At 43.9% G+C, this 19828-nt stretch carries 24 protein-coding genes; 13 read left to right on the top strand and 11 right to left on the bottom strand.

What is annotated here, in order from left to right:
* Positions 1-345: 345 nt before the first annotated feature.
* The 5 genes from ppx to purM all read right to left on the bottom strand — a co-directional run bounded on the left by ppx (position 346) and on the right by purM (position 6539).
* On the bottom strand, positions 346-1878 hold the full coding sequence (gene ppx, locus BO26_RS04545) for an exopolyphosphatase (RefSeq protein ID WP_036769258.1): 1533 nt from the start codon (positions 1876-1878) through the stop codon (positions 346-348).
* A 3-nt stretch (positions 1879-1881) separates the two neighbouring features.
* Positions 1882-3951, bottom strand: coding sequence for a polyphosphate kinase 1 (gene ppk1 / locus BO26_RS04540; RefSeq protein WP_036769256.1), 2070 nt, complete (start codon positions 3949-3951; stop codon positions 1882-1884).
* A 157-nt stretch (positions 3952-4108) separates the two neighbouring features.
* Positions 4109-4654: a spermidine N1-acetyltransferase gene (gene speG, locus BO26_RS04535; RefSeq protein ID WP_036769254.1), complete on the bottom strand. Its 546-nt coding sequence runs from the start codon at positions 4652-4654 to the stop codon at positions 4109-4111.
* A 209-nt stretch (positions 4655-4863) separates the two neighbouring features.
* The gene (gene purN, locus BO26_RS04530; protein ID WP_036769252.1) at positions 4864-5502 is read right to left on the bottom strand and encodes a phosphoribosylglycinamide formyltransferase; all 639 of its coding nucleotides are present in this window, start codon (positions 5500-5502) and stop codon (positions 4864-4866) included.
* Positions 5499-6539 (bottom strand): phosphoribosylformylglycinamidine cyclo-ligase, encoded by a 1041-nt coding sequence (purM, locus tag BO26_RS04525; RefSeq protein WP_036769250.1) that lies wholly within the window; start codon positions 6537-6539, stop codon positions 5499-5501. Before purM ends, purN begins: the two co-directional genes overlap by 4 nt.
* A gap of 238 nt (positions 6540-6777) precedes the next feature.
* Between purM and upp the strand changes: the two genes are divergently transcribed.
* Complete coding sequence (gene upp, locus BO26_RS04520; protein WP_036769247.1) at positions 6778-7404, top strand: uracil phosphoribosyltransferase; 627 nt, start codon at positions 6778-6780, stop codon at positions 7402-7404.
* A gap of 68 nt (positions 7405-7472) precedes the next feature.
* Positions 7473-8765 (top strand): uracil permease, encoded by a 1293-nt coding sequence (gene uraA / locus BO26_RS04515; RefSeq protein WP_036769245.1) that lies wholly within the window; start codon positions 7473-7475, stop codon positions 8763-8765.
* 396 nt (positions 8766-9161) lie between these two features.
* Here the strand turns inward: uraA and BO26_RS23395 are convergent, their stop codons facing one another.
* The 6 genes from BO26_RS23395 to BO26_RS21495 all read right to left on the bottom strand — a co-directional run bounded on the left by BO26_RS23395 (position 9162) and on the right by BO26_RS21495 (position 13400).
* Entirely contained in the window at positions 9162-9332 is a 171-nt protein-coding gene (locus tag BO26_RS23395) for a hypothetical protein (RefSeq protein ID WP_157835526.1), read from the bottom strand.
* On the bottom strand, positions 9316-9759 hold the full coding sequence (locus tag BO26_RS04510) for a hypothetical protein (protein ID WP_036769243.1): 444 nt from the start codon (positions 9757-9759) through the stop codon (positions 9316-9318). Before BO26_RS04510 ends, BO26_RS23395 begins: the two co-directional genes overlap by 17 nt.
* Positions 9760-9997: 238 nt before the next feature.
* Positions 9998-11305: a 6-phospho-beta-glucosidase gene (locus BO26_RS04505; RefSeq protein ID WP_036769241.1), complete on the bottom strand. Its 1308-nt coding sequence runs from the start codon at positions 11303-11305 to the stop codon at positions 9998-10000.
* Positions 11302-11625, bottom strand: coding sequence for a PTS lactose/cellobiose transporter subunit IIA (locus BO26_RS04500; RefSeq protein WP_036769239.1), 324 nt, complete (start codon positions 11623-11625; stop codon positions 11302-11304). The genes BO26_RS04505 and BO26_RS04500 overlap by 4 nt, the downstream gene beginning before the upstream one ends.
* Before the next feature lie 15 nt (positions 11626-11640).
* The gene (locus BO26_RS04495) at positions 11641-12552 is read right to left on the bottom strand and encodes a PTS sugar transporter subunit IIC (protein ID WP_420864682.1); all 912 of its coding nucleotides are present in this window, start codon (positions 12550-12552) and stop codon (positions 11641-11643) included.
* Between the two features lie 224 nt (positions 12553-12776).
* Positions 12777-13400 (bottom strand): helix-turn-helix domain-containing protein, encoded by a 624-nt coding sequence (locus BO26_RS21495; protein ID WP_051690873.1) that lies wholly within the window; start codon positions 13398-13400, stop codon positions 12777-12779.
* Between the two features lie 163 nt (positions 13401-13563).
* Here BO26_RS21495 and BO26_RS04485 point away from each other — a divergent pair, with 163 nt between their 5' ends.
* From BO26_RS04485 to BO26_RS04435, 11 genes are all read left to right on the top strand, one after another.
* Complete coding sequence (locus tag BO26_RS04485) at positions 13564-13785, top strand: helix-turn-helix domain-containing protein (protein WP_036769237.1); 222 nt, start codon at positions 13564-13566, stop codon at positions 13783-13785.
* Positions 13786-13805: 20 nt separating this feature from the next.
* Positions 13806-15788, top strand: coding sequence for a transposase domain-containing protein (locus BO26_RS04480; RefSeq protein WP_036769414.1), 1983 nt, complete (start codon positions 13806-13808; stop codon positions 15786-15788).
* Between the two features lie 14 nt (positions 15789-15802).
* On the top strand, positions 15803-16756 hold the full coding sequence (locus BO26_RS04475) for an AAA family ATPase (protein WP_051690872.1): 954 nt from the start codon (positions 15803-15805) through the stop codon (positions 16754-16756).
* Positions 16753-17013 carry a hypothetical protein gene (locus tag BO26_RS04470; RefSeq protein WP_036769235.1) on the top strand — a complete coding sequence of 87 codons (261 nt, stop codon included), beginning with the start codon at positions 16753-16755 and terminating at the stop codon, positions 17011-17013. Before BO26_RS04475 ends, BO26_RS04470 begins: the two co-directional genes overlap by 4 nt.
* A gap of 12 nt (positions 17014-17025) precedes the next feature.
* Complete coding sequence (locus BO26_RS04465; RefSeq protein WP_036769232.1) at positions 17026-17223, top strand: hypothetical protein; 198 nt, start codon at positions 17026-17028, stop codon at positions 17221-17223.
* The gene (locus BO26_RS04460) at positions 17213-17845 is read left to right on the top strand and encodes a DUF3164 family protein (protein WP_036769227.1); all 633 of its coding nucleotides are present in this window, start codon (positions 17213-17215) and stop codon (positions 17843-17845) included. Before BO26_RS04465 ends, BO26_RS04460 begins: the two co-directional genes overlap by 11 nt.
* Before the next feature lies 1 nt (position 17846).
* A complete protein-coding gene (locus tag BO26_RS04455; protein WP_036769223.1) occupies positions 17847-18035 on the top strand; it encodes a hypothetical protein in 189 nt (62 codons plus the stop codon).
* 87 nt (positions 18036-18122) lie between these two features.
* On the top strand, positions 18123-18497 hold the full coding sequence (locus BO26_RS21490) for a hypothetical protein (RefSeq protein WP_051690871.1): 375 nt from the start codon (positions 18123-18125) through the stop codon (positions 18495-18497).
* Positions 18490-19014, top strand: coding sequence for a gp16 family protein (locus BO26_RS04445; RefSeq protein WP_036769219.1), 525 nt, complete (start codon positions 18490-18492; stop codon positions 19012-19014). Before BO26_RS21490 ends, BO26_RS04445 begins: the two co-directional genes overlap by 8 nt.
* The gene (locus BO26_RS04440; protein WP_036769216.1) at positions 19011-19526 is read left to right on the top strand and encodes a hypothetical protein; all 516 of its coding nucleotides are present in this window, start codon (positions 19011-19013) and stop codon (positions 19524-19526) included. Before BO26_RS04445 ends, BO26_RS04440 begins: the two co-directional genes overlap by 4 nt.
* Positions 19519-19827: a hypothetical protein gene (locus BO26_RS04435; protein WP_036769213.1), complete on the top strand. Its 309-nt coding sequence runs from the start codon at positions 19519-19521 to the stop codon at positions 19825-19827. Before BO26_RS04440 ends, BO26_RS04435 begins: the two co-directional genes overlap by 8 nt.
* The last annotated feature ends 1 nt before the right edge of the window (position 19828 follow it).

Here is a 19828-nt window from a genome sequence, read left to right as displayed (position 1 = left end):
TTTTACCCAAATAGGATTGAGATTATTAACCAATCTTATTTGGCGAATTGAATTTAGTGTAATCAATGATGGTGTTATTTACGCTATTACTATCTGGTATTATTGGTTTGTCAATGATACATTCCAATTTTTTCCTTTAAATGTTTTATGTGAAATATATTTTTCTGTGCTTTTATTTCGTTTGACGATTTTTGCTTTTCTCTGGTGTAGTCTGTTTACTTTTCTGATGATGATCCAATGCCGCAATCGATGAATAAATAAAGCGACCGAGTAAAATTAGGAAACTGATAAGTAAAACCAGTTTGGTAATTTGAGAACGTGTTTTTTGTTCATAAATTTAGGCCATTATGCTGATTCTTCTTTTATTTCCAGTTGCCAACCAGTAACACTGTTCCAGTAGTCCTGCTCTTTTTCTAAATCAAGCTGCATCAGGGTATTTTCTGATAAATAATTGTGAGGCAGATAGAGTGTCCAATGACTATCATCAGTTGCCAGCCTGAGTGATTTAGGGGTTGTTGTGGATTGGCGCTGATTGTTAAGTAAAGTAGCCAGGCGCAGGATTTGAATTAATGGCAAATATTGTTTTTTCTTGAATAAATTGAATTTTGGTAAATCGTCCAGTTTTATTGTTTTGCGATGATAGCGAACCAGTGTCGCCAGTAACAATTGTTGTTCCTGATTAAAGCCAGGTAAATTTGTATGTTGGAGAATGTAAGCGGAATGTCGCTGTAATCCGCTTAAGTTAATGTTTAACCCAACTTCATGTAACATTGCTGCCCAATGTAAAATAGCCTCGAGTTGAGGTTGCACTAATTTTGAGTTTTGGGTTGCCCACTGGTTATAAAGCACTTCTGTTGTATCAAGTACACGCTTTGCCTGTTCTCTATCGATATTATAGTGCTCAGCCAGGCTTTTTGCGGTTCTCTGGCGAATATCCTGATGGCGAAAGCGGCCTTCCATTTCATATAAAACACCTTCGCGCAGAGCGCCATCTGATAGTTGTAATTCTTTTATATGCAGGGCATCAAATACGCCGCATAAGATGGCCAGACCGGGAACGAAAACGTGTTTACGATCATCGGATAATTCGGGCAGACTGAGGGTTTTAACCTTTTTAAATTTAAGAACTTCTTTGACTAGTATTTCTAGTCGTTCTGGTGTGATTAACCCGTCTTTTTCTCCCATTGCGACCAGTACTTCATAAACCGCTTTGATTGTCCCGGATGCCCCAAGTGCCGAATTCCAGCCTGTAATGCGGTACTGCCATGAGAGATTTTCCAGTTTTTGGGCTGCTTCAAGTCGTGCTCTGCTGAATCTTTCTGCACTGATTTCTTCGTCAGGAAAAAATTGGTGAGCGAAATTGATGCACCCCATTCGGCGACTTTCAACCAATAAAGGGTTAAAATTTTCACCAATCACTAATTCGGTGGAACCGCCACCAATGTCAATCACCAGTTTACGATCTTGCTCTGGTTGAGTATGCTCCACTCCCATATAGATCAGACGGGCTTCTTCATGGCCGGAAATAATTTCAATTGGGTAAGGGATTACTTCTTTTGCTCGTCTGATAAACTCTTTTGCGTTACTGGCTTCACGTAAGCTGTGAGTCCCTACCAGACAAACATTGTCCGCCGGAAAGCCTTGTAACCGTTCAGCAAACAACGCAAGACAGGCCAGACCGCGTTCCATTGCTTCTTCGCTTAATTCATTTTTATGATTAAGGCCGTAAGCAAGGTAAACACGTTGCTTTAAACGACCAAGGATCTGTAAGGCGCCGTTAACAATTCGTGCAATGACCATATGGAAACTGTTTGAACCCAAATCGATAGCTGCAATTTCCATTGGCCTGGGTGTGGACTTATCGTGTGTTAGCGGCATAAATTAAACTCTTGCTTCAGGTTGTTCGAGGGATTTTATGTAATCATAAATCGCCATTTGCGCGCGGATCTTCCGTTTATTGCCCCGTGGCACATAACGGTTGCTCAATTCTTTATCGACATAACGGGCTTTCACCGTATCATTGAATTGCAATTCGAGAATATCTAATACACGTTGTTTCAACTGTGGATCAAGCAGACAGACGGCAACTTCAATCCGATAGTCGATATTACGGGTCATCCAGTCGGCAGAGGAGAGAAAGACCTTTTCGTCTCCGTTATTGGTAAATACATAAACTCGATCATGTTCAAGGAAGCGGTCAACAATACTGGTAATCTGAATGTTTTCGCTAAATCCTGGCTGATTGGGTACTAGTGAACACATACCGCGTATCAGCAGGCGTATTTTGACACCCGCTTCTGAAGCATCGTATAGACGATCTACCAATTCTTTATCAACAAGGTTATTGATTTTTAGCGTAATCCCCGCAGGTTTAGCTGCTTTGGCATTTTTTATTTCTTGTGAAATAAGTTGGTTGAGCATGGCACGAGAATTTTGTGGCGAAACCATCAGATTTTCAAATTTAACCGGACGATAAGGGTTTTCAATGAAATTGAATACGCGGCGTACTTCGTTGGTAATTTTTGGATTCGCTGTCAGCAGGGAATAGTCTGTATAGAGACGTGCTGTTTTTTCATTAAAGTTACCGGTACCGATATGGGCATAACGAACAATTTCTTCGCCTTCCAGACGGGAAATAAAAAATAGTTTTGCGTGAATCTTTAGCCCCGGTGCGGAGAAGATAACATGCACTCCCGCTTCGGTGAGTCGTTTAGCCCAGTGAATATTGGCCTCTTCATCAAATCGTGCTTGCAGCTCAACAACAACGGTAACTTTTTTACCGTTATGAGCAGCATGAATCATTGAATCAATAATGCGAGAATCTTTTGCCACCCGGTAAATATTGATTTTAATGGAAAGCACGCTCGGGTCGAAAGAAGCCTGGCGTAGTAATTCCAGCACGTGTTCAAAGGTATGATAAGGATAATAGAGTAGAACATCCTGTTCACGGATGGCATCAAAACCATTGCGGAAATTATCAAACCAGATGTGCCGTAATCTCGGTAATGGTTTATTCAGTAAGTTTTTCTTTCCCTCATTGGGAAATTTAATGAAGTCTTTAAAGTTGTGATAGCGTCCACCAGCAATTACGGAGTCATCATTCGATAAACCAAGTTTGTTACGCAGTAATTCCACCATTTCATCTGGCATTTCCCTCTGGTAAACGAATCTTACCGGTTCCGCTGTCAGTCGTTGTTTCAATGTAGATGACATCAATTCAAGTAAACTGGATTCCATCTCTGTTGCCAAATCATATTCAGAATCTCGGGTCATTTTCATGGAATAGGCGTTCAGTGAATCATAATCGAAGAAGCCTTTGAAAATTTCATCAAGACAGTAGCGTAGAATATTGTCGAGCAAGATCATTGACTTGCGGCGGCGTGGCATTTCAGGCGGTAAATTAACGAAACGGGGAACTTTATCTGATGGCAGCTCCAGTAATGCATATTGAATATTTTGACCACGTATAATTTCGATTGCCAAATAGGTGTAATCATCTTTCAAGAATTCAACCAGATTTGTTTCTGGGTTGATCAGGATAGGAGTAATATGTGGCCGCAGATGTTGACGGAAATATTGTCTTAGCCAGATTTGTTGATTAGGTGAAATTTGTCGTTCATTGATCAGGAAAATTTGATTGCGGGCCATTTCCAGCAATAATTCGTTATAGAGCACATCAAATTCTTGATCGGTTTTGGCTACTTTAGTTTGAATCTTTTTCAGTACGTGCCGGGCGCTGCTGGCTGATCCTCGTTCTTCATTAATCAGGATTCGTCGTTTTACATCAGCAAACCGGACTTTGTAGAATTCATCCAAATTATTAGAGTAAATGCCCAAGAACCGCATCCTTTCAATTAATGGATTGCTCTTATCCGCCGCTTCCTGAAGCACACGTTCGTTGAATGATAACCAACTAAGTTCTTTCTCGGTATAGAGCCTGTCTTGGGACATTGTTACTCCAGATGTTAAAGTATACCTGTTATCTTTCAAGTTGCCTCTTTGTTGGCTGCGTTCACTTGCCGCCGCCCTGCAACTTGAAATCTATTGGGTATAAAAGTATCAAATTTGGTCGCTGCCAGTCGCTAAAATTCCGGTCATAATTGCTGGCTTAGGCTTTTTCTCCCGCCTTAGATGCAAAATATTGATGTTGGAAAATACACATGCGAATTGCCGTGCGGTAACCGCCATTAATAAAGAATTCATCTATTAATTCGCCTTCAATACAGAAACCCAGCTTATTATAGATATAAATGGCTTTGGCATTCTCTTTGTCAACAATCAGGTAGAGTTTATACAGATTGAGGACGGAAAATGCGTATTCCATCGCGAGTTTTGCCGCTTTGGTTGCATGTCCCTGACCTTGATATGTTGGAGCGATAATGATTTGGAATTCTGCCCGGCGATGGATATAGTCGATTTCAACTAGTTCGACCAATCCAACTTTAGAATTAGAACTCTCAATAATAAACCGGCGCTCGTTCTGGTCGTGGATATGTTTGTCATAGAGATCGCGTAGTTCAACGAAAGCTTCATAAGGTTCTTCAAACCAGTAACGCATTACGCTAGCGTTGTTATCTAATTGATGGACGAAAGGCAAATCTTCCCGTTCAAGTGGAAGTAACCTGACAGGTGGAATATGAGAGCCACCAGACATTTGACACCTCGGTGTTTTTAGTAAAAGGATATTATTAATATGGTATATACTCAAGACACTTCAAAGTGCATGTTTGAAAAACGATTATGTTGTTGAATTTAAATGTTTTTACGTCTGACGGCTCAAGCATCTTGAAGTTCATTCGGTATATATAGTTTGCAGTGCTGGGTATCTTACCACAGCACTGTAATTAGCGGTTAGTAAATAGATTATTCTACAGCGTAACCTTGTGGGGGAAGAGAATTCCCATCCAAATACGCTTTGCCATTGATCATACTCAGGCGTCCTTCGACAAACCAGTTGATAACTAATGGATAAATATTGTGTTCCTGAGTTTGAACCCGTTTAATAACGTCCTCTTCCTGATCATCTGCGAAAATAGGAACTTTGGCTTGCAGGATCACGGGACCGCCATCCAACTCTTCTGTCACAAAATGGACCGAAGTCCCGTGCTCTGTATCACAATTTTCCATTGCCTTGCGGTGAGTATGCAGGCCGGGATATTTGGGCAATAAAGAGGGATGGATATTCAGTAGACGGCCAAGGTAGTGCTGAACAAAGTCAGATGTCAGAATGCGCATATAACCTGCAAGGACAACTAAATCTGGCTGATACTGATCAATGGTGTGTTTCAACGCTTCATCGTAAGCTTGACGATCTGCATAGTTTTTGGGGCTGATGACATGGGCTGGAATATCGGCCTGTTTAGCTCGCAACAAGCCGTAAGCGTCTGCTTTATTACTAAATACCGCACAAATTCGCCCATCGATTTTATTCTGTTGACAGCCATCAATCACCGCCTGGAGATTGCTGCCGTTGCCAGAGATTAATACAACGATGTTTTTCATTTAATAACAACCTGTTGTTCACCTTCTTTCAGTGCAGCAATTGTACCGATTTGCCAGGCTTGCTCACCAGCTGCATTGAGCAATTCAATAGCATGTTTTGCTGCTGCTTGTGGCAGTGCAATTACCATGCCGACACCACAGTTGAATGTACGATACATTTCATGACGGCTGACATTACCGGTCTGTTGTAGCCAGTTAAATATTGCAGGCCATTGCCAACTGGATTCATTAATCTGTGCCTGGGTATTTTCGGGCAAGACACGCGGGATATTTTCCCAGAACCCCCCTCCCGTCAGATGAGCAATAGCGTGAACATCAGCTTTTTCAATCAGGGATAAAATGGATTTAACATAAATTTTTGTTGGGGCAAGTAGGTGTTCTGCCAGTGGTTTGCCTTCAAGCTCTGTTACTTCTGGATTTGTATTACTGACTGACAGAATTTTGCGTATCAGAGAATAGCCGTTTGAGTGTGGGCCACTGGCGGCTAGAGCGATCAGGGCATCACCTGCCTGGACTTTGTTACCGTCAATGATTTCTGATTTTTCAACGACACCAACACAAAAGCCAGCAACATCGTAATCTTCACCATGATACATTCCTGGCATTTCTGCAGTTTCACCGCCCACCAGAGCGCAGCCAGATAATTTACAGCCTTCTGCGATACCGGTGATAACACTGGCTGCTGTATCAACATCCAGCCTCCCGGTTGCATAATAATCAAGGAAGAACAGGGGTTCGGCGCCCTGGACAACCAGGTCATTGACGCACATTGCAACTAAGTCAATGCCGATAGTGTCGTGGCGTTTGAGATCCATTGCCAAACGTAACTTAGTACCAACACCGTCGGTACCAGAGACCAGAATGGGTTCGCGGTATTTTTGTGGTAATGCACATAAAGCACCAAACCCACCTAAACCGCCCATGACTTCTGGACGACGGGTCTGTTTTACAACACCTTTAATACGGTCTACCAAGGTATTACCAGCGTCAATATCTACACCGGCATCTTTATAGCTAAGAGAGGTTTTGTTGGTCACTGCGAAGTCCCCAGGCGGTTGCATTTGATAAATTAAGATAGAGTATTAGCAATTCTATCAGTCTAAGCAAACGTTTGCGAGGTCCTTGTTCAGGATCTCAAATATTAGAGTGGAAAGTAATAAAGGGTTTATCCTTGATTAGAATCAACAGATTGATAGTGGTGTTATGTTTAAAAGAGGGTATAATCTCGCGGTTTTTTTGTCTGCCGGTGACATGATATACAGTAGGAGAAGGTCCATGAAGATCGTTGAGGTGAAACACCCACTTGTTAAACATAAACTCGGCCTGATGCGAGCGCATGATATCAGCACCAAACGCTTTCGTGAACTGGCTGCGGAGGTTGGGAGCCTTCTGACTTATGAAGCAACTGCTGATTTAGAAACGGAGAAAGTCACTATTGATGGCTGGTGTGGCCCGGTAGCAGTTGAACAGATTAAAGGTAAAAAAATAACAGTTGTGCCTATTCTGCGTGCAGGACTGGGAATGATGGATGGGGTATTAGAGAATGTCCCAAGTGCCCGGATCAGTGTCGTAGGTGTCTACCGCGATGAAGAAACATTAGAACCTGTCCCTTATTTTCAAAAACTTGCCTCCAATATTGATGAACGTATGGCTCTGGTTGTTGACCCAATGTTGGCAACCGGGGGTTCCATGATTGCGACTATTGATTTACTAAAAAAAGCAGGCTGTCAGTCGATTAAAGTTTTGGTTCTGGTTGCAGCACCTGAAGGTATTGCAGCGCTAGAGAAAGCTCACCCAGATATAGAACTGTATACCGCTTCCATTGATGAGAGACTCAATGAGCAAGGTTACATTGTTCCCGGTCTGGGAGATGCTGGCGATAAAATATTTGGTACGAAATAGTAAGTTAGATAGCCGACTTTTGAGTCGGCTTTTTTTTGGCTCGTGATGCATTTAAAGAGGATAAATAAATGACCCGTCGCACTATTGGGGTAGATGAACGGCCTCCATTTTTACAAACCATTCCGCTGAGCTTACAGCATCTTTTTGCTATGTTTGGGGCGACGGTATTGGTGCCGATTCTGTTTAAAGTCAACCCGGCGACGATCCTGCTATTTAACGGTATTGGTACATTATTGTATTTGATTATCTGTAAAGGAAAAATTCCGGCTTATTTGGGATCAAGTTTTGCTTTTATTTCGCCGGTCTTATTGCTGTTGCCATTAGGATATGAATTGGCTTTGGGTGGTTTTATTGTATGCGGTGTGTTGTTTTGTTTGGTTTCGCTGATTGTGAAAGTGGCAGGACGGAACTGGATTAATGTGCTGTTTCCACCTGCGGCAATGGGGGCCATTGTTGCCGTTATCGGTTTGGAGCTTGCGGGGGTTGCGGCTGAAATGGCGGGTCTGCGTCCGGCAGAGGGTTCTGACGTTAATACAACAACGTTGATAATCTCTCTGGTCACATTGGCCGTGACTATCCTTGGTTCCGTTATGTTCCGTGGATTCCTGGCTATCATCCCAATTCTGATTGGGGTATTGGTGGGTTATGCACTGGCATTTTTGATGGGGGAAGTCGATCTAACACCAGTACGTGAAGCGCCGTGGTTTGCATTGCCCACTTTCTATACGCCACGTTTTGAATGGTTCGCCATTATGACGATTCTACCTGCGGCACTGGTTGTTATAGCGGAACATGTGGGTCATTTAGTTGTAACAGCGAATATTGTGAAGAAAGATTTGTTGAAAGAGCCTGGATTGCATTGTTCTATGTTCGCAAATGGTTTTTCAACCGTGATTTCCGGTTTTTTTGGTTCAACGCCTAATACGACTTATGGTGAGAATATTGGTGTCATGGCAATTACCAAGGTTTACAGCACTTGGGTTATTGGAGGTGCGGCAATCCTGGCGATTCTGCTCTCTTGTGTTGGTAAACTGGCGGCAGCAATTCAGGCCGTGCCGGTTCCAGTAATGGGCGGTGTTTCGCTGTTGCTTTATGGGGTTATTGGTGCATCAGGTATTCGTGTGTTGATTGATTCCAAAGTGGATTACAATAAAGCACAAAATCTGATCCTGACTTCCGTTATTCTTATTATTGGTGTCAGTGGCGCGAAAATTAATATTGGTGTTGCTGAACTTAAAGGTATGGCGCTGGCAACCATTGTAGGGATTGGTATGAGCTTGATTTTTCGCCTGGTTAGTATTATTCGTCCCGAAGCACAATATATTGAATCTTCCGTTGAGTCTGTTAAGCGAGATAAATAACGTCGCTTTCTTTTTTAATAGATAATCGTTAAGAGAGTTTTAAATAACCAGTGAAAGAATATATTTTACTGGTTATTTTAAGTGACTTAAATTAATTGTCATTTTAATAATATATACCGAATGAACTTCAAGATGCTTGAGTTGTCAGACATAAAAACATTTAAATTCAACAACATAATCGTTTTTCAAACATGCACTTTGAAGTGTCTTGAGTATATACCTTATAGATTTCAAGATGTATCGCGACGGCAAGGGAGCGAATTCCCGGGAGCATAGATAACTCTGTGACCGGGGTGAGCGCAGCCAACAAAGAGGAAACTTGAAAGATGACGGGTATAATTAATTAGCCTGGTTGTTATGGAATGAAAAAGGAGCAAAAAGCCCCTTTTTAAATGATTATCGAACTACGTACCAGTTTCGTTTTTCATTGAGATACTGAATAGTACCCTCTTTTTCGGATTTTTTTAGGGCGTTGTAAGCAGCTCTCATACGTTCAGCCTTTTTATTTATAGCTTGTTCGAGTTCAAGCTTTTCTTTCTCAGCTTGTTTATTATGTATGTATGACATAACCCCTCCCGTTTGGATCTAATCTATCTGTCATGGTAAAACCGTTTTGTGTCACAAATCGATTAATATATCGTTTATAGACCCTATTCAGTCGCTCATCTGCGGCTAGCAAAATGTATCCACTAGGACTAACCGCATTATAGTGCTCGTTAATCAGCCTTTCAACTTCGTACATAATCCCTATCATTTGATTATGGTTATTTGTGGGATGCCTCGCAAATAGTGTGTTACTGTTTAAATTGTTCTTTGTATCAAATGAAACTTCAAAAAAACGACTTAGGCCGAGTTTGTAATTTTCAAGCAAAACGACAGAGGAATCTCCCTTTGAGATAATTTCCATTATAATCAAGGTATATTCCACGCCAGATACCTTAAAGTCTGAGATATGTGCTTCGCCAAATCCCAAGTTCTCTATCTTAAAAGACATAGAATTTCTCAAAATTTCAATGTGTTGAAACTGTTATTTTTGGTATTTTTCAATCAATTGATTTCAGCGTAGTATAATACAGAATCTCTTGTGCAAACTTAGCGTGAAAGATAAATGCGCGCAGCGCCGCAAAAAAAGAGGTTATAAAAGTCAATTAGCGATATCTGTTAGTCAGAAGTAACGGATATCGCTTTAATTTTATGTCTATTCTCAAATTAATTAACCAGACTTAGATTGTTTATTGAAATTGTGGCAAATAATCACGATTGATTGCCAATACATCATCCAGTAGTGGTGAAGCAATGTCTGCATCGGCAACCAGTGGGTTGGTGATTAGTGCTAATAGTGCAGCGTCACGATCGCCATGAACTGCTGCTTTAATCGTTAAACGCTCGTAGGTTTTTATTTGTTGTGTCAAAGAATACATGCTGTCGGACAGGCGACCAAATGTTAGTGGATGAGCGCCTTCCGCATTAATAATACAGTTGGTTTCAATGACTGCATCATCCGGCAAACCTCGAATAGTACCGTGGTTAGCAGTATTGACCACTACTTGGCTGTTGAGGTTATTATGGATGGCGCAAATTAGATCCAGGGCAACCTCTGAGTAGAATGAACCACCACGGAAACTAAGTTGTTCTGGTTTGTGGGTAAGTTCTGGATCAGAATATAGTTCAAATAGTTCCCGTTCTACTTTTATGACCTGTTCTGCTCGCGTGCCTTGTTTGGCTGCGGCTTCGCGCTCTTCCTGTAACATATTGCGGGTTTGATAGAAATAACGATGATAAGGGCAAGGGATTGCGTTTAATGCTTTGAGTAGTGGTGGAGGCCAGGGCGCTTCTTTAATATTGTTCATGGTTAAGGCGGCGCCATTGCATAGCATATCAAGCACCCGCTGAGTTTCATTTTTCCCTGAGACTAACACCTGATGTACCCAGACCATGTGATTAAGTCCCGCAAAGTGCAGTTGCACATCTTGGTAGGGACGTTGCAGTATATTGGCTATCATGTGATGCATTGTGACCGGGACATTACATAGGCCAATAACTTTTGTCTTGCTATAACGGGAAATTGCTTCGGTAACGATCCCAGCTGGATTGGTAAAGTTAATAACCCACGCTTCTGGTGCAAGTTGCTCAACTCGGTGGGCGATATCCAGCAAAACGGGAATGGTGCGTAATGCTTTGGCGAATCCACCTACGCCGGTAGTTTCCTGGCCGATCAAGTCATATTTTAATCCCAGACGCTCGTCGGCAACGCGTGCTGGAAGTTGGCCAACACGTAATTGAGTCAAAATGAAACTGGCACCGCGAATTGCATTATCTGGTGTGAAATGTACGCTGACGATAATTTGTTCCAGGCCATGACGGGCTAACATACGGCGGGTAAGTGCAGCGATGATTTCTACTTTTTGTTTTCCGCTGTCAATGTCAACTAATGCCAATTCAGATAGTGGAATACTTTTGTGGCGCTGAATAAGCCCTTCGACTAATTCAGGTGTGTAGCTACTACCGCCGCCAATAACGGCTATTTTGATTTGTTTCATATATTTTTCTCCTGTAACGACATTCGGTGGTAAAGTTCAATCATGTCGCTGGCAAGATCCTGAATAACCATCGCGTTCATTAAATGATCTTGCGCATGGATAGTGATGAGATTGACAGGCAATTTACCGCAGCCTTCATCTAATCCGATCAGGGTAGTTTGAATAGTGTGTGCTTCTTTGATTGCCTGTTGGGATTCATCCATCATTGTTTGTGCGGCTTGGAAGTTACCATTTCTGGCATGCTGTAGTGCCATCAGTGCATGGCTGCGTGCGCTCCCGGCATGAACCAGTAGTTCTATGATCGTTTGTTCCAAATCCATGAGTGAATCCTCCGATTATGGTTGAGATCGAGTTTTTACCTCGATGGATTCCGTGCTTTCTTGCTGTTTACTTTCTTCGTTGACTAATTGCTTTTCATAAATTTTGAAGAAGGGATACCAGATGAATAGATCGATTATTATTAATATGATAACCAGCACTGCCGCGCGGTAATCCCAGGCGGCAGAAATCATTGCACCAAGGGGGGCCGGAGTGGTCCAGGGGGAGATGGCGACCATTTTATGTACAATGTCAAGATGCAAAGCGCCGTAGGACAATACTGCATTAACTAATGGTACAACCAATAGCGGAATAAATAGGGCTGGATTCATAACAATCGGTGAACCAAATAACAGAGGTTCGTTAATATTGAACATGACTGGAACTACACTCAGTTTTCCGATTGTACGCAAGTGTATAGAACGGCTACGCAGATAAAGAATAGCTAGAACCAGAGTAGAACCAGAACCGCCAATACATACATAAAATGACCAGTAAGGATCGGTAAGAATCTGTGTTGGTGCAATACCTTGCGCCATTAATGTTGCATTGGTAGCAAGATTGGCAATAAAAATAGGTGTCACCAGGCCCGTAACGATATTGGCGCCATGAATACCAGCAAACCACAGTAGGTTAGCAATGAATAGTGTCAGCATAATGGCAGGCAGAGTATCACTGACGGAAATAAGGGGTTGGAACATCTGCATTATGGCAGCGGGAATGAGTAGATTGAATTCACTCTGCAATAGCAAGCTGGCAGGATAAACGGTTAACAGGATACCTATGACTGGATACAGAAGTTCGAAAGAACGAGCAATCGCGGGTGGTACTTGTGTCGGCATGCGGATGGTGATGCTATATTTTTTTAGTAAACGTGTCAGCTCATGTATTGAACCACAAGTAATGAGAAACAAAAAGAAATAGGGAATTGGTCAAAATAAACGGGAATTCACGGGTGTAAATTCAGCGCTGGTACGGTGTTGAGTGGGTGTGATAAGTTTATCCCTGCCCTAACGGGCAGACTAACTAAAATGAGAAAATTTTTGTGGTTGCCGCTTTTGTGCCATTTATTTTAATAAAACCAGGACGCACACTATCAGTCATTTAAAACATCTTTAAATACGCTTTAAAACATAGGCTACTTTAGCCCATGTTAACCTGCTTTGCTGCTCATTTTGTTGTGGTTTGCCGGGACGTGTTCTTTGTCATTGATAGACTCCAAAAATCTCTGTCGTTGTTCATCAGTTAAAGATGCATACAGTTGAGCAAACGCCAATGAGTTGTTAGATACCCCTAGTTTGGCAGGCAGGTCTTCCGGCCATGGAAATTGCGACTCTTGTTGTTGAGTACTTGTCTGGGGAGGTACTAGTAATGTGCTAATGCCTTGTCTGAAAACCCTGTCAATAACCGATTCTCTTTCTGATGGGGTCATTCTGCCTAATATGGATAGCCATGATTGTTGTTGCTCTGGTGTAACAGCCGTGCGTATTTCTTGGGTTTCAGTAATTGTTTGTTCATTGATATCGTGGCCTGTCACTAGCCATTCAAATGAGCATCCCGTGACTTTTGCTATATGAGCAATCTTATCTAAAGCTGGGTATGTTTTTCCACTCACATAGTCCCTTATCGCTTTGTCAGACATATTGCACTTTTTTGCAAATGACTTGTATGGTTCTCCATTAATGAGGGTGGATAACCTCTCCCCAAAGCGTGTTATTACACTCTCAAGAAAAACATGATCTGTGTTTTTTATTCCTTCATTATATTTTTCAGTCATAAATCCCACCATTACAGGCTAAACAAAAGGTTTGTTGAAAATAAACCACTGCGTATAAAAACACGCAATGATGTTTACAAGCGTGTTTTTATACGCTATATTCATACTCACACAGATAATCAGCAGTGATTATCCACGCCGATAAACTTATAAGGATTTCACAATGCAGACAAGCAAGCAAGCAGATTGGCATCGTGCAGATATTCGCGCAGCATTAGAAAAACGCGGCACAAATCTACGCGCATTGTCTATCAGCGCCGGTTTGGCTAAAGATACTTTGCGTAATGCGCTAGTTCGCCCTTGGCCCAAGGGGGAAAGATTGATTGCTCAGGCAATCGGTGTTGATCCGGCTGTTATCTGGCCGAGTCGTTATCAAAATTCATAATGTCAGGGAGTATGAAGCTGATGGATATTTGGGTTACAGCGCAAGAGTGTGTCGGGCTACCGAATTTACCAACAGCCCCTTTTAACATTTCTAACCGCTTAAAGAAAAATGCAACAACAGAGATGGTCCGTAAGCGTGAAGGTTCTAAGGCATTTGAGTTTCATATTAATTGCCTGCCTCCTGTCGCCCGTGCCGCAATACTGAAAAAACAAGGCACGATAGAAATTAACGATCGCCAGTTTGAAATAAAACAACGTCAGACTGAAAGCTACTGCCGGGAATCACTCTGGCAACAATTTAATGCTGCAAGCAATAAGCAGCGTGAAAAAGCACGCCAAAAGTGTGAGGCCGTGATTGCCGTGGCGGGGATGATTGAAACGGGTATCGACACACTGACCGCATTTGATTCTGTCAGTGATGCGCTACAGGTTCCTCCTGCGAGCATCCGCCGCTGGTACTACCAGGCTAAACCTTTTGACCGCTCTGACTGGCTGGCAGCATTAGTGGGTAAACATGGTCACAGTATGTCAACCCGTAAGAAGAAAGAAGCTGATTGTACGTCTGCGGCCTGGGATTTCTTCTTAGCGGATTATCTGCGCCCGGAGCAACCGGCGCTGCGGACCTGCTATGCCCGCCTTGAGGAAGTGGCTGCGGCACATGGCTGGATAATACCGAGTCTGTCATCCCTGCGGCGGAAGCTTGAACGTGAAGTACCAGCCGAACAGGTGGTGCTATTGCGGCAGGGTGAGCACGCATTAATGCGGCTTTATCCCGCGCAAGAACGCACTGTGCTTGAACTGGATGCGATGGAATGGATTAACGGCGACGGTTATCAGCATAACGTTTTTGTTAAATGGTTTAACGGTGAGGTTATCCGGCCCAAGACGTGGATTTGGCAAGATATCCGTACCCGCAAGATTCTAGCCTGGCGGACTGATGTGTCCGAGAACAGCGACAGTATCCGCCTGGCACTGGCTGATGTGATTGAGCAATACGGCATTCCCAAACACATCACTATTGATAACACGCGCGCCGCGGCCAACAAATGGATGACTGGCGGTGTACCGAACCGCTATCGATTCAAAGTTAAAGAAGATGACCCTAAAGGCATCATTCCGCTATTGGGCATTCAGCTGCATTGGACGAGCGTGCTATTTGGTCGAGGTCATGGACAGGCCAAACCAGTTGAACGGGCATTCTCTCATGGGGGGCTGGGTGAAGTGGTTGATAAGCATCCCGCTTTAGCTGGGGCTTATACCGGCGCTAACCCGATGGCAAAGCCGGATAATTATGGTGACCGGGTTGTTGATGCGGAAACATTTTTAAACGCCCTTGCCGAAGGGATTGCATTCTGGAACCGTCGGCAAGGGCGCGATACAGAGGTGTGCCTTGGTAAAGGGTCGTTTGATGATGCGTTTGAACAGAGCTACCAAGAAAGCACAGTACGCAAGGCAACAGCAGAGCAACGCCATTTATTATTGTTACCGGGTGAAGCTGTCACGGTCACCAATGGCACCTTTACTTTAAATGCCGGCGGCAAAATACAGTCTCGTAAAAACCGTTACTATCACGAGCATTTACTGGGGGTTAAGCCTAACAAAATTGTTATCCGTTTTGACCCGGCAGCACTGCATGACTCCGTGCTGTGTTACACCCTGGACGGACGTTTTATCTGTGAAGCCACCTGCATTGAAAAATCCGGGTTTGGTGATACCCAGGCCGCTCGTGAGCATGACCGTAACCGGACCCGGTTTGTTAAGCGCACAAAAGAAGCCACTGCTGCACAGCGCCGCATGACCGCGCTGGAAGTCGCGGAACTGATGCCGGAAACCGTGCCGCCAGCACCGCCTGAAAGTCGGGTAGTCGAAATCTATCACCCGGCGGGTAATACCCTGCGGCGTGTACAGGTTGAAGCACAGACTGAGCCGGACACCGATTATGACTACGCGTTTGAAAATGCCGTGGTACAACTGCATGAGCAACAGCAGAAAAACACAATTTAATTTAGGAGACTACGATGACCAATATTATCGCGTTGACTCAAACACAAACAGAGCTGGCTGACGTTCGTGCCGCTATCCGAACCATTGTTGAAAGTGACGGCCTGACTTACAGCAATGTCGCCCGCGAAAGTGGCATATCCAGTACCGCGTTATCTCAGTTTATGAATGAAAGCTACAAAGGTGATAACAGCAAAGTGGCCGGGCAATTGTCTGTCTGGCTGGAGAACCGCAGCAAGCGTACCAATGAAATGCCGGCCGCCCCGGATTTTGTCCAGACGAAGACTGTGCGGCAAATCTGGAGCGCGTTGCAATATGCTCAACTGGCGCAATGTATCAGTGTCATCTATGGCAGTCCGGGAGTCGGTAAAACCAAAGCCTTGCAACAGTTTGTCGCTGAGCGCCCTAACGTGTGGCTGATCACCGTGTCACCCTCCCGCGCCAGCCTGAGCGAATGCCTGTACGAGCTGGCCCTGGAGCTGGGGCTGGGAGATGCGCCACGCCGGGCGGGTCAGCTGGGGCGGGCAGTACGCAGAAAATTGCGCGGCACGTCGGGGTTATTGGTGATTGATGAGGCCGACCATCTTGATTATCCGGTATTAGAGGAATTGCGCATCTTGCAGGAGGAGACCGGTATTGGTCTGGCGCTGGTCGGCAATCATCAAGTCTATGCCCGGCTGACTGGCGGCAGTTCCCGCAGTGTGGACTTTGCACGACTGTTCAGCCGGATAGCGAAAAAAGTCGCCATACTGAAAACCAAAAAAGATGACGTTATCGCCATTGCTGAGGCTTGGGGGTTGGGCCAACAGGAACGCGCGTTAGTTCAGCAGTTATCAGAACGTCCCGGCGCACTGCGTACCGTATCCCATACCCTGCGACTGGCAGCCATGTTTGCCAAAGGCAACAACGAACTACTTTCTGAGAAACATATCCGCGCGGCGGTTAAAGATTTAGAGGGGGCGACATTATGACAAAGGATTCACTGGTTTCAGTATTTAATCGTGCTGGCGATGCGGTATCTGCGCTGACAGAACAGGGGTTTACTGTGATGAGTATCATGATACGGGATAGTGCGCCGCGTATTCAAATTGCCCGGCATCAGCATTGTGAGCAGTTAATTCGTAACGGCAAGGCTACTTACCGATACCTGGGGCGCAATAGTGATTATCGGCAGGGGATGTTTGTACATTGCGGCTGTCAGGTCTTTTGGTCGGAATCATTACATTAATTAGGGGAATATATGGCTGTTAAAATCGAAATTGTTATTACCACTCATCAGGGGAAATTAATGCATGACGTTAAAGCGTCAGGCGGCGCTGTCTACACAGCCAATGAAAAGCAAGAGGTCATGGCGCTGGTACAGGTTATTAAGCATCACCTCGCGCAGCAATACGATTTATGTTTTCACACTCAGGAGGTTAATCAACATGTCCACTAAACAATACACAACACAGCAGGCACCGGAGAGTTATTGGGTCGATGTTAAAGGCGTACTGACGCCCGTCAGTATCATCAAAGCGATTGACCTGGAACGGGATAATTTAGTCGGAGAAATCGTTGAGCAGGCCATCACGGTTAACTCGGCATTAGCTGAGTTGAAGCTGCGTGCTTTTGCTGATATCCAGGCTTTTGTTGATTTGTCAGCAGAGAAATACGGTGCCACGAAAGGCGGGAAAAAAGGCAATGTGACACTCTATTCTTATGATGGCCGTTTTAAAATTCAACGTGCAATGCAGGACCGTATTGCTTTTGATGAGCGTTTGCAGGCGGCTAAATCCCTGATTGATGCATGTCTTGTAGACTGGACAGAGGGTGCGCGTCCTGAAATTCATGCGCTAATTAATCAGGCGTTTTCCACCGACAAAGAGGGCGATATCAATACGGGTCGTGTTCTGGCACTGCGTCGGCTGGATATTGATGACGAGCGCTGGAATAAAGCGATGGTTGCCATCGGCGAAGCCTTGCAGGTTATCGGCAGTAAATCCTATATTCGGGTTTATGAACGTGTGGGGGATACTGACCAGTATAAACCGATACCATTGGATATCGCCGGGGTTTGATATGAAAGCAACACAGTTTAATCAACGTTATCGGGTTGGTGGCAGTTTTATCTATCAGCCCAACAAAATATTACGTGGTGGAACGCTGGTTAAGACAGTGGATAAAGCGAAAGACTTAACCCATTGCACGGTAGTTGAAATTAGTACTGAACCTTATTTTGTCAGAATAGATTATTTAACTCCAGCGTGATTTAACACACCACAAAATTAAAGACGGTTTAAATATGGCGTAAACCCGCCAGGGGCGCGCTTACGCCAAAAACAGGAAATAGAAAAAATGAATCACTATTTATCTTCAAAAATGACTGTAAAAGAATTTAATAAAAAATACCCGATAGGTTCTGAGTTTTATTATTCTTCACTTATTGACAAAGATAATATCCGGCATGTTGTAACTCGTTCTGCTGCGTGGAAACTAGGACATGGTAACATAGTGGTATCATTTGAGGGAATGACCGGTGGTGTCAGTATTACTCATCTAGAACCCGTTATGGTTAACGTGCAAGTAGAAGTATTAGCTGGCGTCACCACGTTAGAAGGTAACAGGTATCTCAATCAGTTACGGGAGGAGGGCATTATTAAGAGCCGGGGCTTTATCGTGCTCAATTCTATCCGAAGTCGCCAACAGCGTGGGAGAATGAACGATGAATAAACAACAGCTCATTCGTCTTATTCATATCGCCAAAACGACGCTTAAGCTTGACGATGACACTTATTGCGCGGCCCTGGCGACAGCAACCGGCGGGAAAACATCATGCAGTGATATGTCCCATCATGAATTAAAACAGGTGTATGCGGCGTTTGTTGGACGGGGATTTAAACGCCGTTTTAAACCTGATTATCAGCATGTTAAAGGCCGTGTGCGCACAGCAGAAATTAACAAAATTCGGGCCATTTGGATCACCATGTATCAGCAGGGGTTTATTGATGATGGTTCAGAGTCAGCATTGAATAAATTTGTGATGCGACAAACAGCTAAAGTCAATGGTGCCGGGGTCGCAGAAGTCGGCTGGCTAACCCCCGCACTGGTTTATCCAGTTATTGAGAGTTTGAAAAAATGGCATATCAGGCTGATGACAGAAGGCATGGCTGTCCGCAAACAACCACTGCCGGCACGCCGGGGATACGATGCGATATGTCACGCCTTTAATATGAGGAAATCATCATGAAAATAGCCCGTTGCCCAATTTGCCACTCAGACTGGCACTTAGAAGCGTTATGTGAAGATGACGCCAGCCGTCAGTTATTAAAAATGCTGTCTGAATTACCGGGCAGTTGTGCCCGGCATTTGGTGGCCTATATCGGCTTATTTCGCCGTGAGAAACAAAACCTGTCCAATAGCCGGGCATTAAAACTGGCCGGGGAAGTGCTGGCGCTTTACAAACCCAGTCGGGTACTGGCTCACGCCTTGAGTGAAACCGTTGAACGCATCCGTGAAAAACGGGCACAGGGAGACAAGAAACCGTTATCCAACCACAACTACCTGAAAACTGTCTATCAGTCAGCCGAACAAGTTTTTGCACAAAGCAGCAATATCAATACACGGGAGAAACAACAAGTGTCAGGTTCTGATAGTCGTGACTCATATTTTAAACAAATGCAGCAATACGGTATTGATTTAGTTACACTACCAGGAGGCAAAGAGTGGTTAGAGCAACAAGCTGGAGGGTTAAATGGATAGCGATTACTTTTTTACATTAGTGCCGATTGCATGTTCTTTCTGGGTGTTTTTTGATGCATGCCACAATCTTATTGGTCCATACCGCGATGAACAACAAAAAGTTCATGGACGTTCACCAATTTGGTGGGGAACATTGACTTTAGTTCTAACAATAATCTTTCTCCCTTTGTATCTTATTCGAAGGAAAACATTGTTGTCTGTTGCACAAGATAATCCGGTTAAAAGCGATAAGAGCTTGGGGATTTTAATTCTGTCAATATTGAGTGGACTCTTTATTTGGTATTTTCACTTGAGCTATTAAA

The sequence above is a fragment of the Photorhabdus australis DSM 17609 genome, assembly GCF_000711895.1.
Lineage (GTDB): Bacteria > Pseudomonadota > Gammaproteobacteria > Enterobacterales > Enterobacteriaceae > Photorhabdus > Photorhabdus australis.
The sequence above is the reverse complement of the archived record's forward strand: the minus strand, read 5'-3'. Positions and strand labels throughout refer to the sequence as shown.

Bases quoted from the DNA above. Each gene is read 5' to 3' on its own strand.
- BO26_RS21495 (WP_051690873.1), bottom strand. From the start codon at position 13,400: ATGACTGAAAAATATAATGAAGGAATAAAAAACACAGATCATGTTTTT.
- BO26_RS04505 (WP_036769241.1), bottom strand. From the start codon at position 11,305: ATGAAACAAATCAAAATAGCCGTTATTGGCGGCGGTAGTAGCTACACA.
- ppk1 (WP_036769256.1), bottom strand. From the start codon at position 3,951: ATGTCCCAAGACAGGCTCTATACCGAGAAAGAACTTAGTTGGTTATCA.
- BO26_RS21490 (WP_051690871.1), top strand. From the start codon at position 18,123: ATGAATCACTATTTATCTTCAAAAATGACTGTAAAAGAATTTAATAAA.
- uraA (WP_036769245.1), top strand. From the start codon at position 7,473: ATGACCCGTCGCACTATTGGGGTAGATGAACGGCCTCCATTTTTACAA.
- BO26_RS04445 (WP_036769219.1), top strand. From the start codon at position 18,490: ATGAATAAACAACAGCTCATTCGTCTTATTCATATCGCCAAAACGACG.
- BO26_RS04455 (WP_036769223.1), top strand. From the start codon at position 17,847: ATGAAAGCAACACAGTTTAATCAACGTTATCGGGTTGGTGGCAGTTTT.
- speG (WP_036769254.1), bottom strand. From the start codon at position 4,654: ATGTCTGGTGGCTCTCATATTCCACCTGTCAGGTTACTTCCACTTGAA.
- BO26_RS04500 (WP_036769239.1), bottom strand. From the start codon at position 11,625: ATGGATTTGGAACAAACGATCATAGAACTACTGGTTCATGCCGGGAGC.
- BO26_RS04485 (WP_036769237.1), top strand. From the start codon at position 13,564: ATGCAGACAAGCAAGCAAGCAGATTGGCATCGTGCAGATATTCGCGCA.
- BO26_RS04435 (WP_036769213.1), top strand. From the start codon at position 19,519: ATGGATAGCGATTACTTTTTTACATTAGTGCCGATTGCATGTTCTTTC.
- purN (WP_036769252.1), bottom strand. From the start codon at position 5,502: ATGAAAAACATCGTTGTATTAATCTCTGGCAACGGCAGCAATCTCCAG.
- BO26_RS04470 (WP_036769235.1), top strand. From the start codon at position 16,753: ATGACAAAGGATTCACTGGTTTCAGTATTTAATCGTGCTGGCGATGCG.
- BO26_RS04465 (WP_036769232.1), top strand. From the start codon at position 17,026: ATGGCTGTTAAAATCGAAATTGTTATTACCACTCATCAGGGGAAATTA.
- upp (WP_036769247.1), top strand. From the start codon at position 6,778: ATGAAGATCGTTGAGGTGAAACACCCACTTGTTAAACATAAACTCGGC.
- BO26_RS04440 (WP_036769216.1), top strand. From the start codon at position 19,011: ATGAAAATAGCCCGTTGCCCAATTTGCCACTCAGACTGGCACTTAGAA.
- BO26_RS04480 (WP_036769414.1), top strand. From the start codon at position 13,806: ATGGATATTTGGGTTACAGCGCAAGAGTGTGTCGGGCTACCGAATTTA.
- BO26_RS23395 (WP_157835526.1), bottom strand. From the start codon at position 9,332: ATGTCATACATACATAATAAACAAGCTGAGAAAGAAAAGCTTGAACTC.
- BO26_RS04475 (WP_051690872.1), top strand. From the start codon at position 15,803: ATGACCAATATTATCGCGTTGACTCAAACACAAACAGAGCTGGCTGAC.
- ppx (WP_036769258.1), bottom strand. From the start codon at position 1,878: ATGCCGCTAACACACGATAAGTCCACACCCAGGCCAATGGAAATTGCA.
- BO26_RS04510 (WP_036769243.1), bottom strand. From the start codon at position 9,759: ATGTCTTTTAAGATAGAGAACTTGGGATTTGGCGAAGCACATATCTCA.
- BO26_RS04460 (WP_036769227.1), top strand. From the start codon at position 17,213: ATGTCCACTAAACAATACACAACACAGCAGGCACCGGAGAGTTATTGG.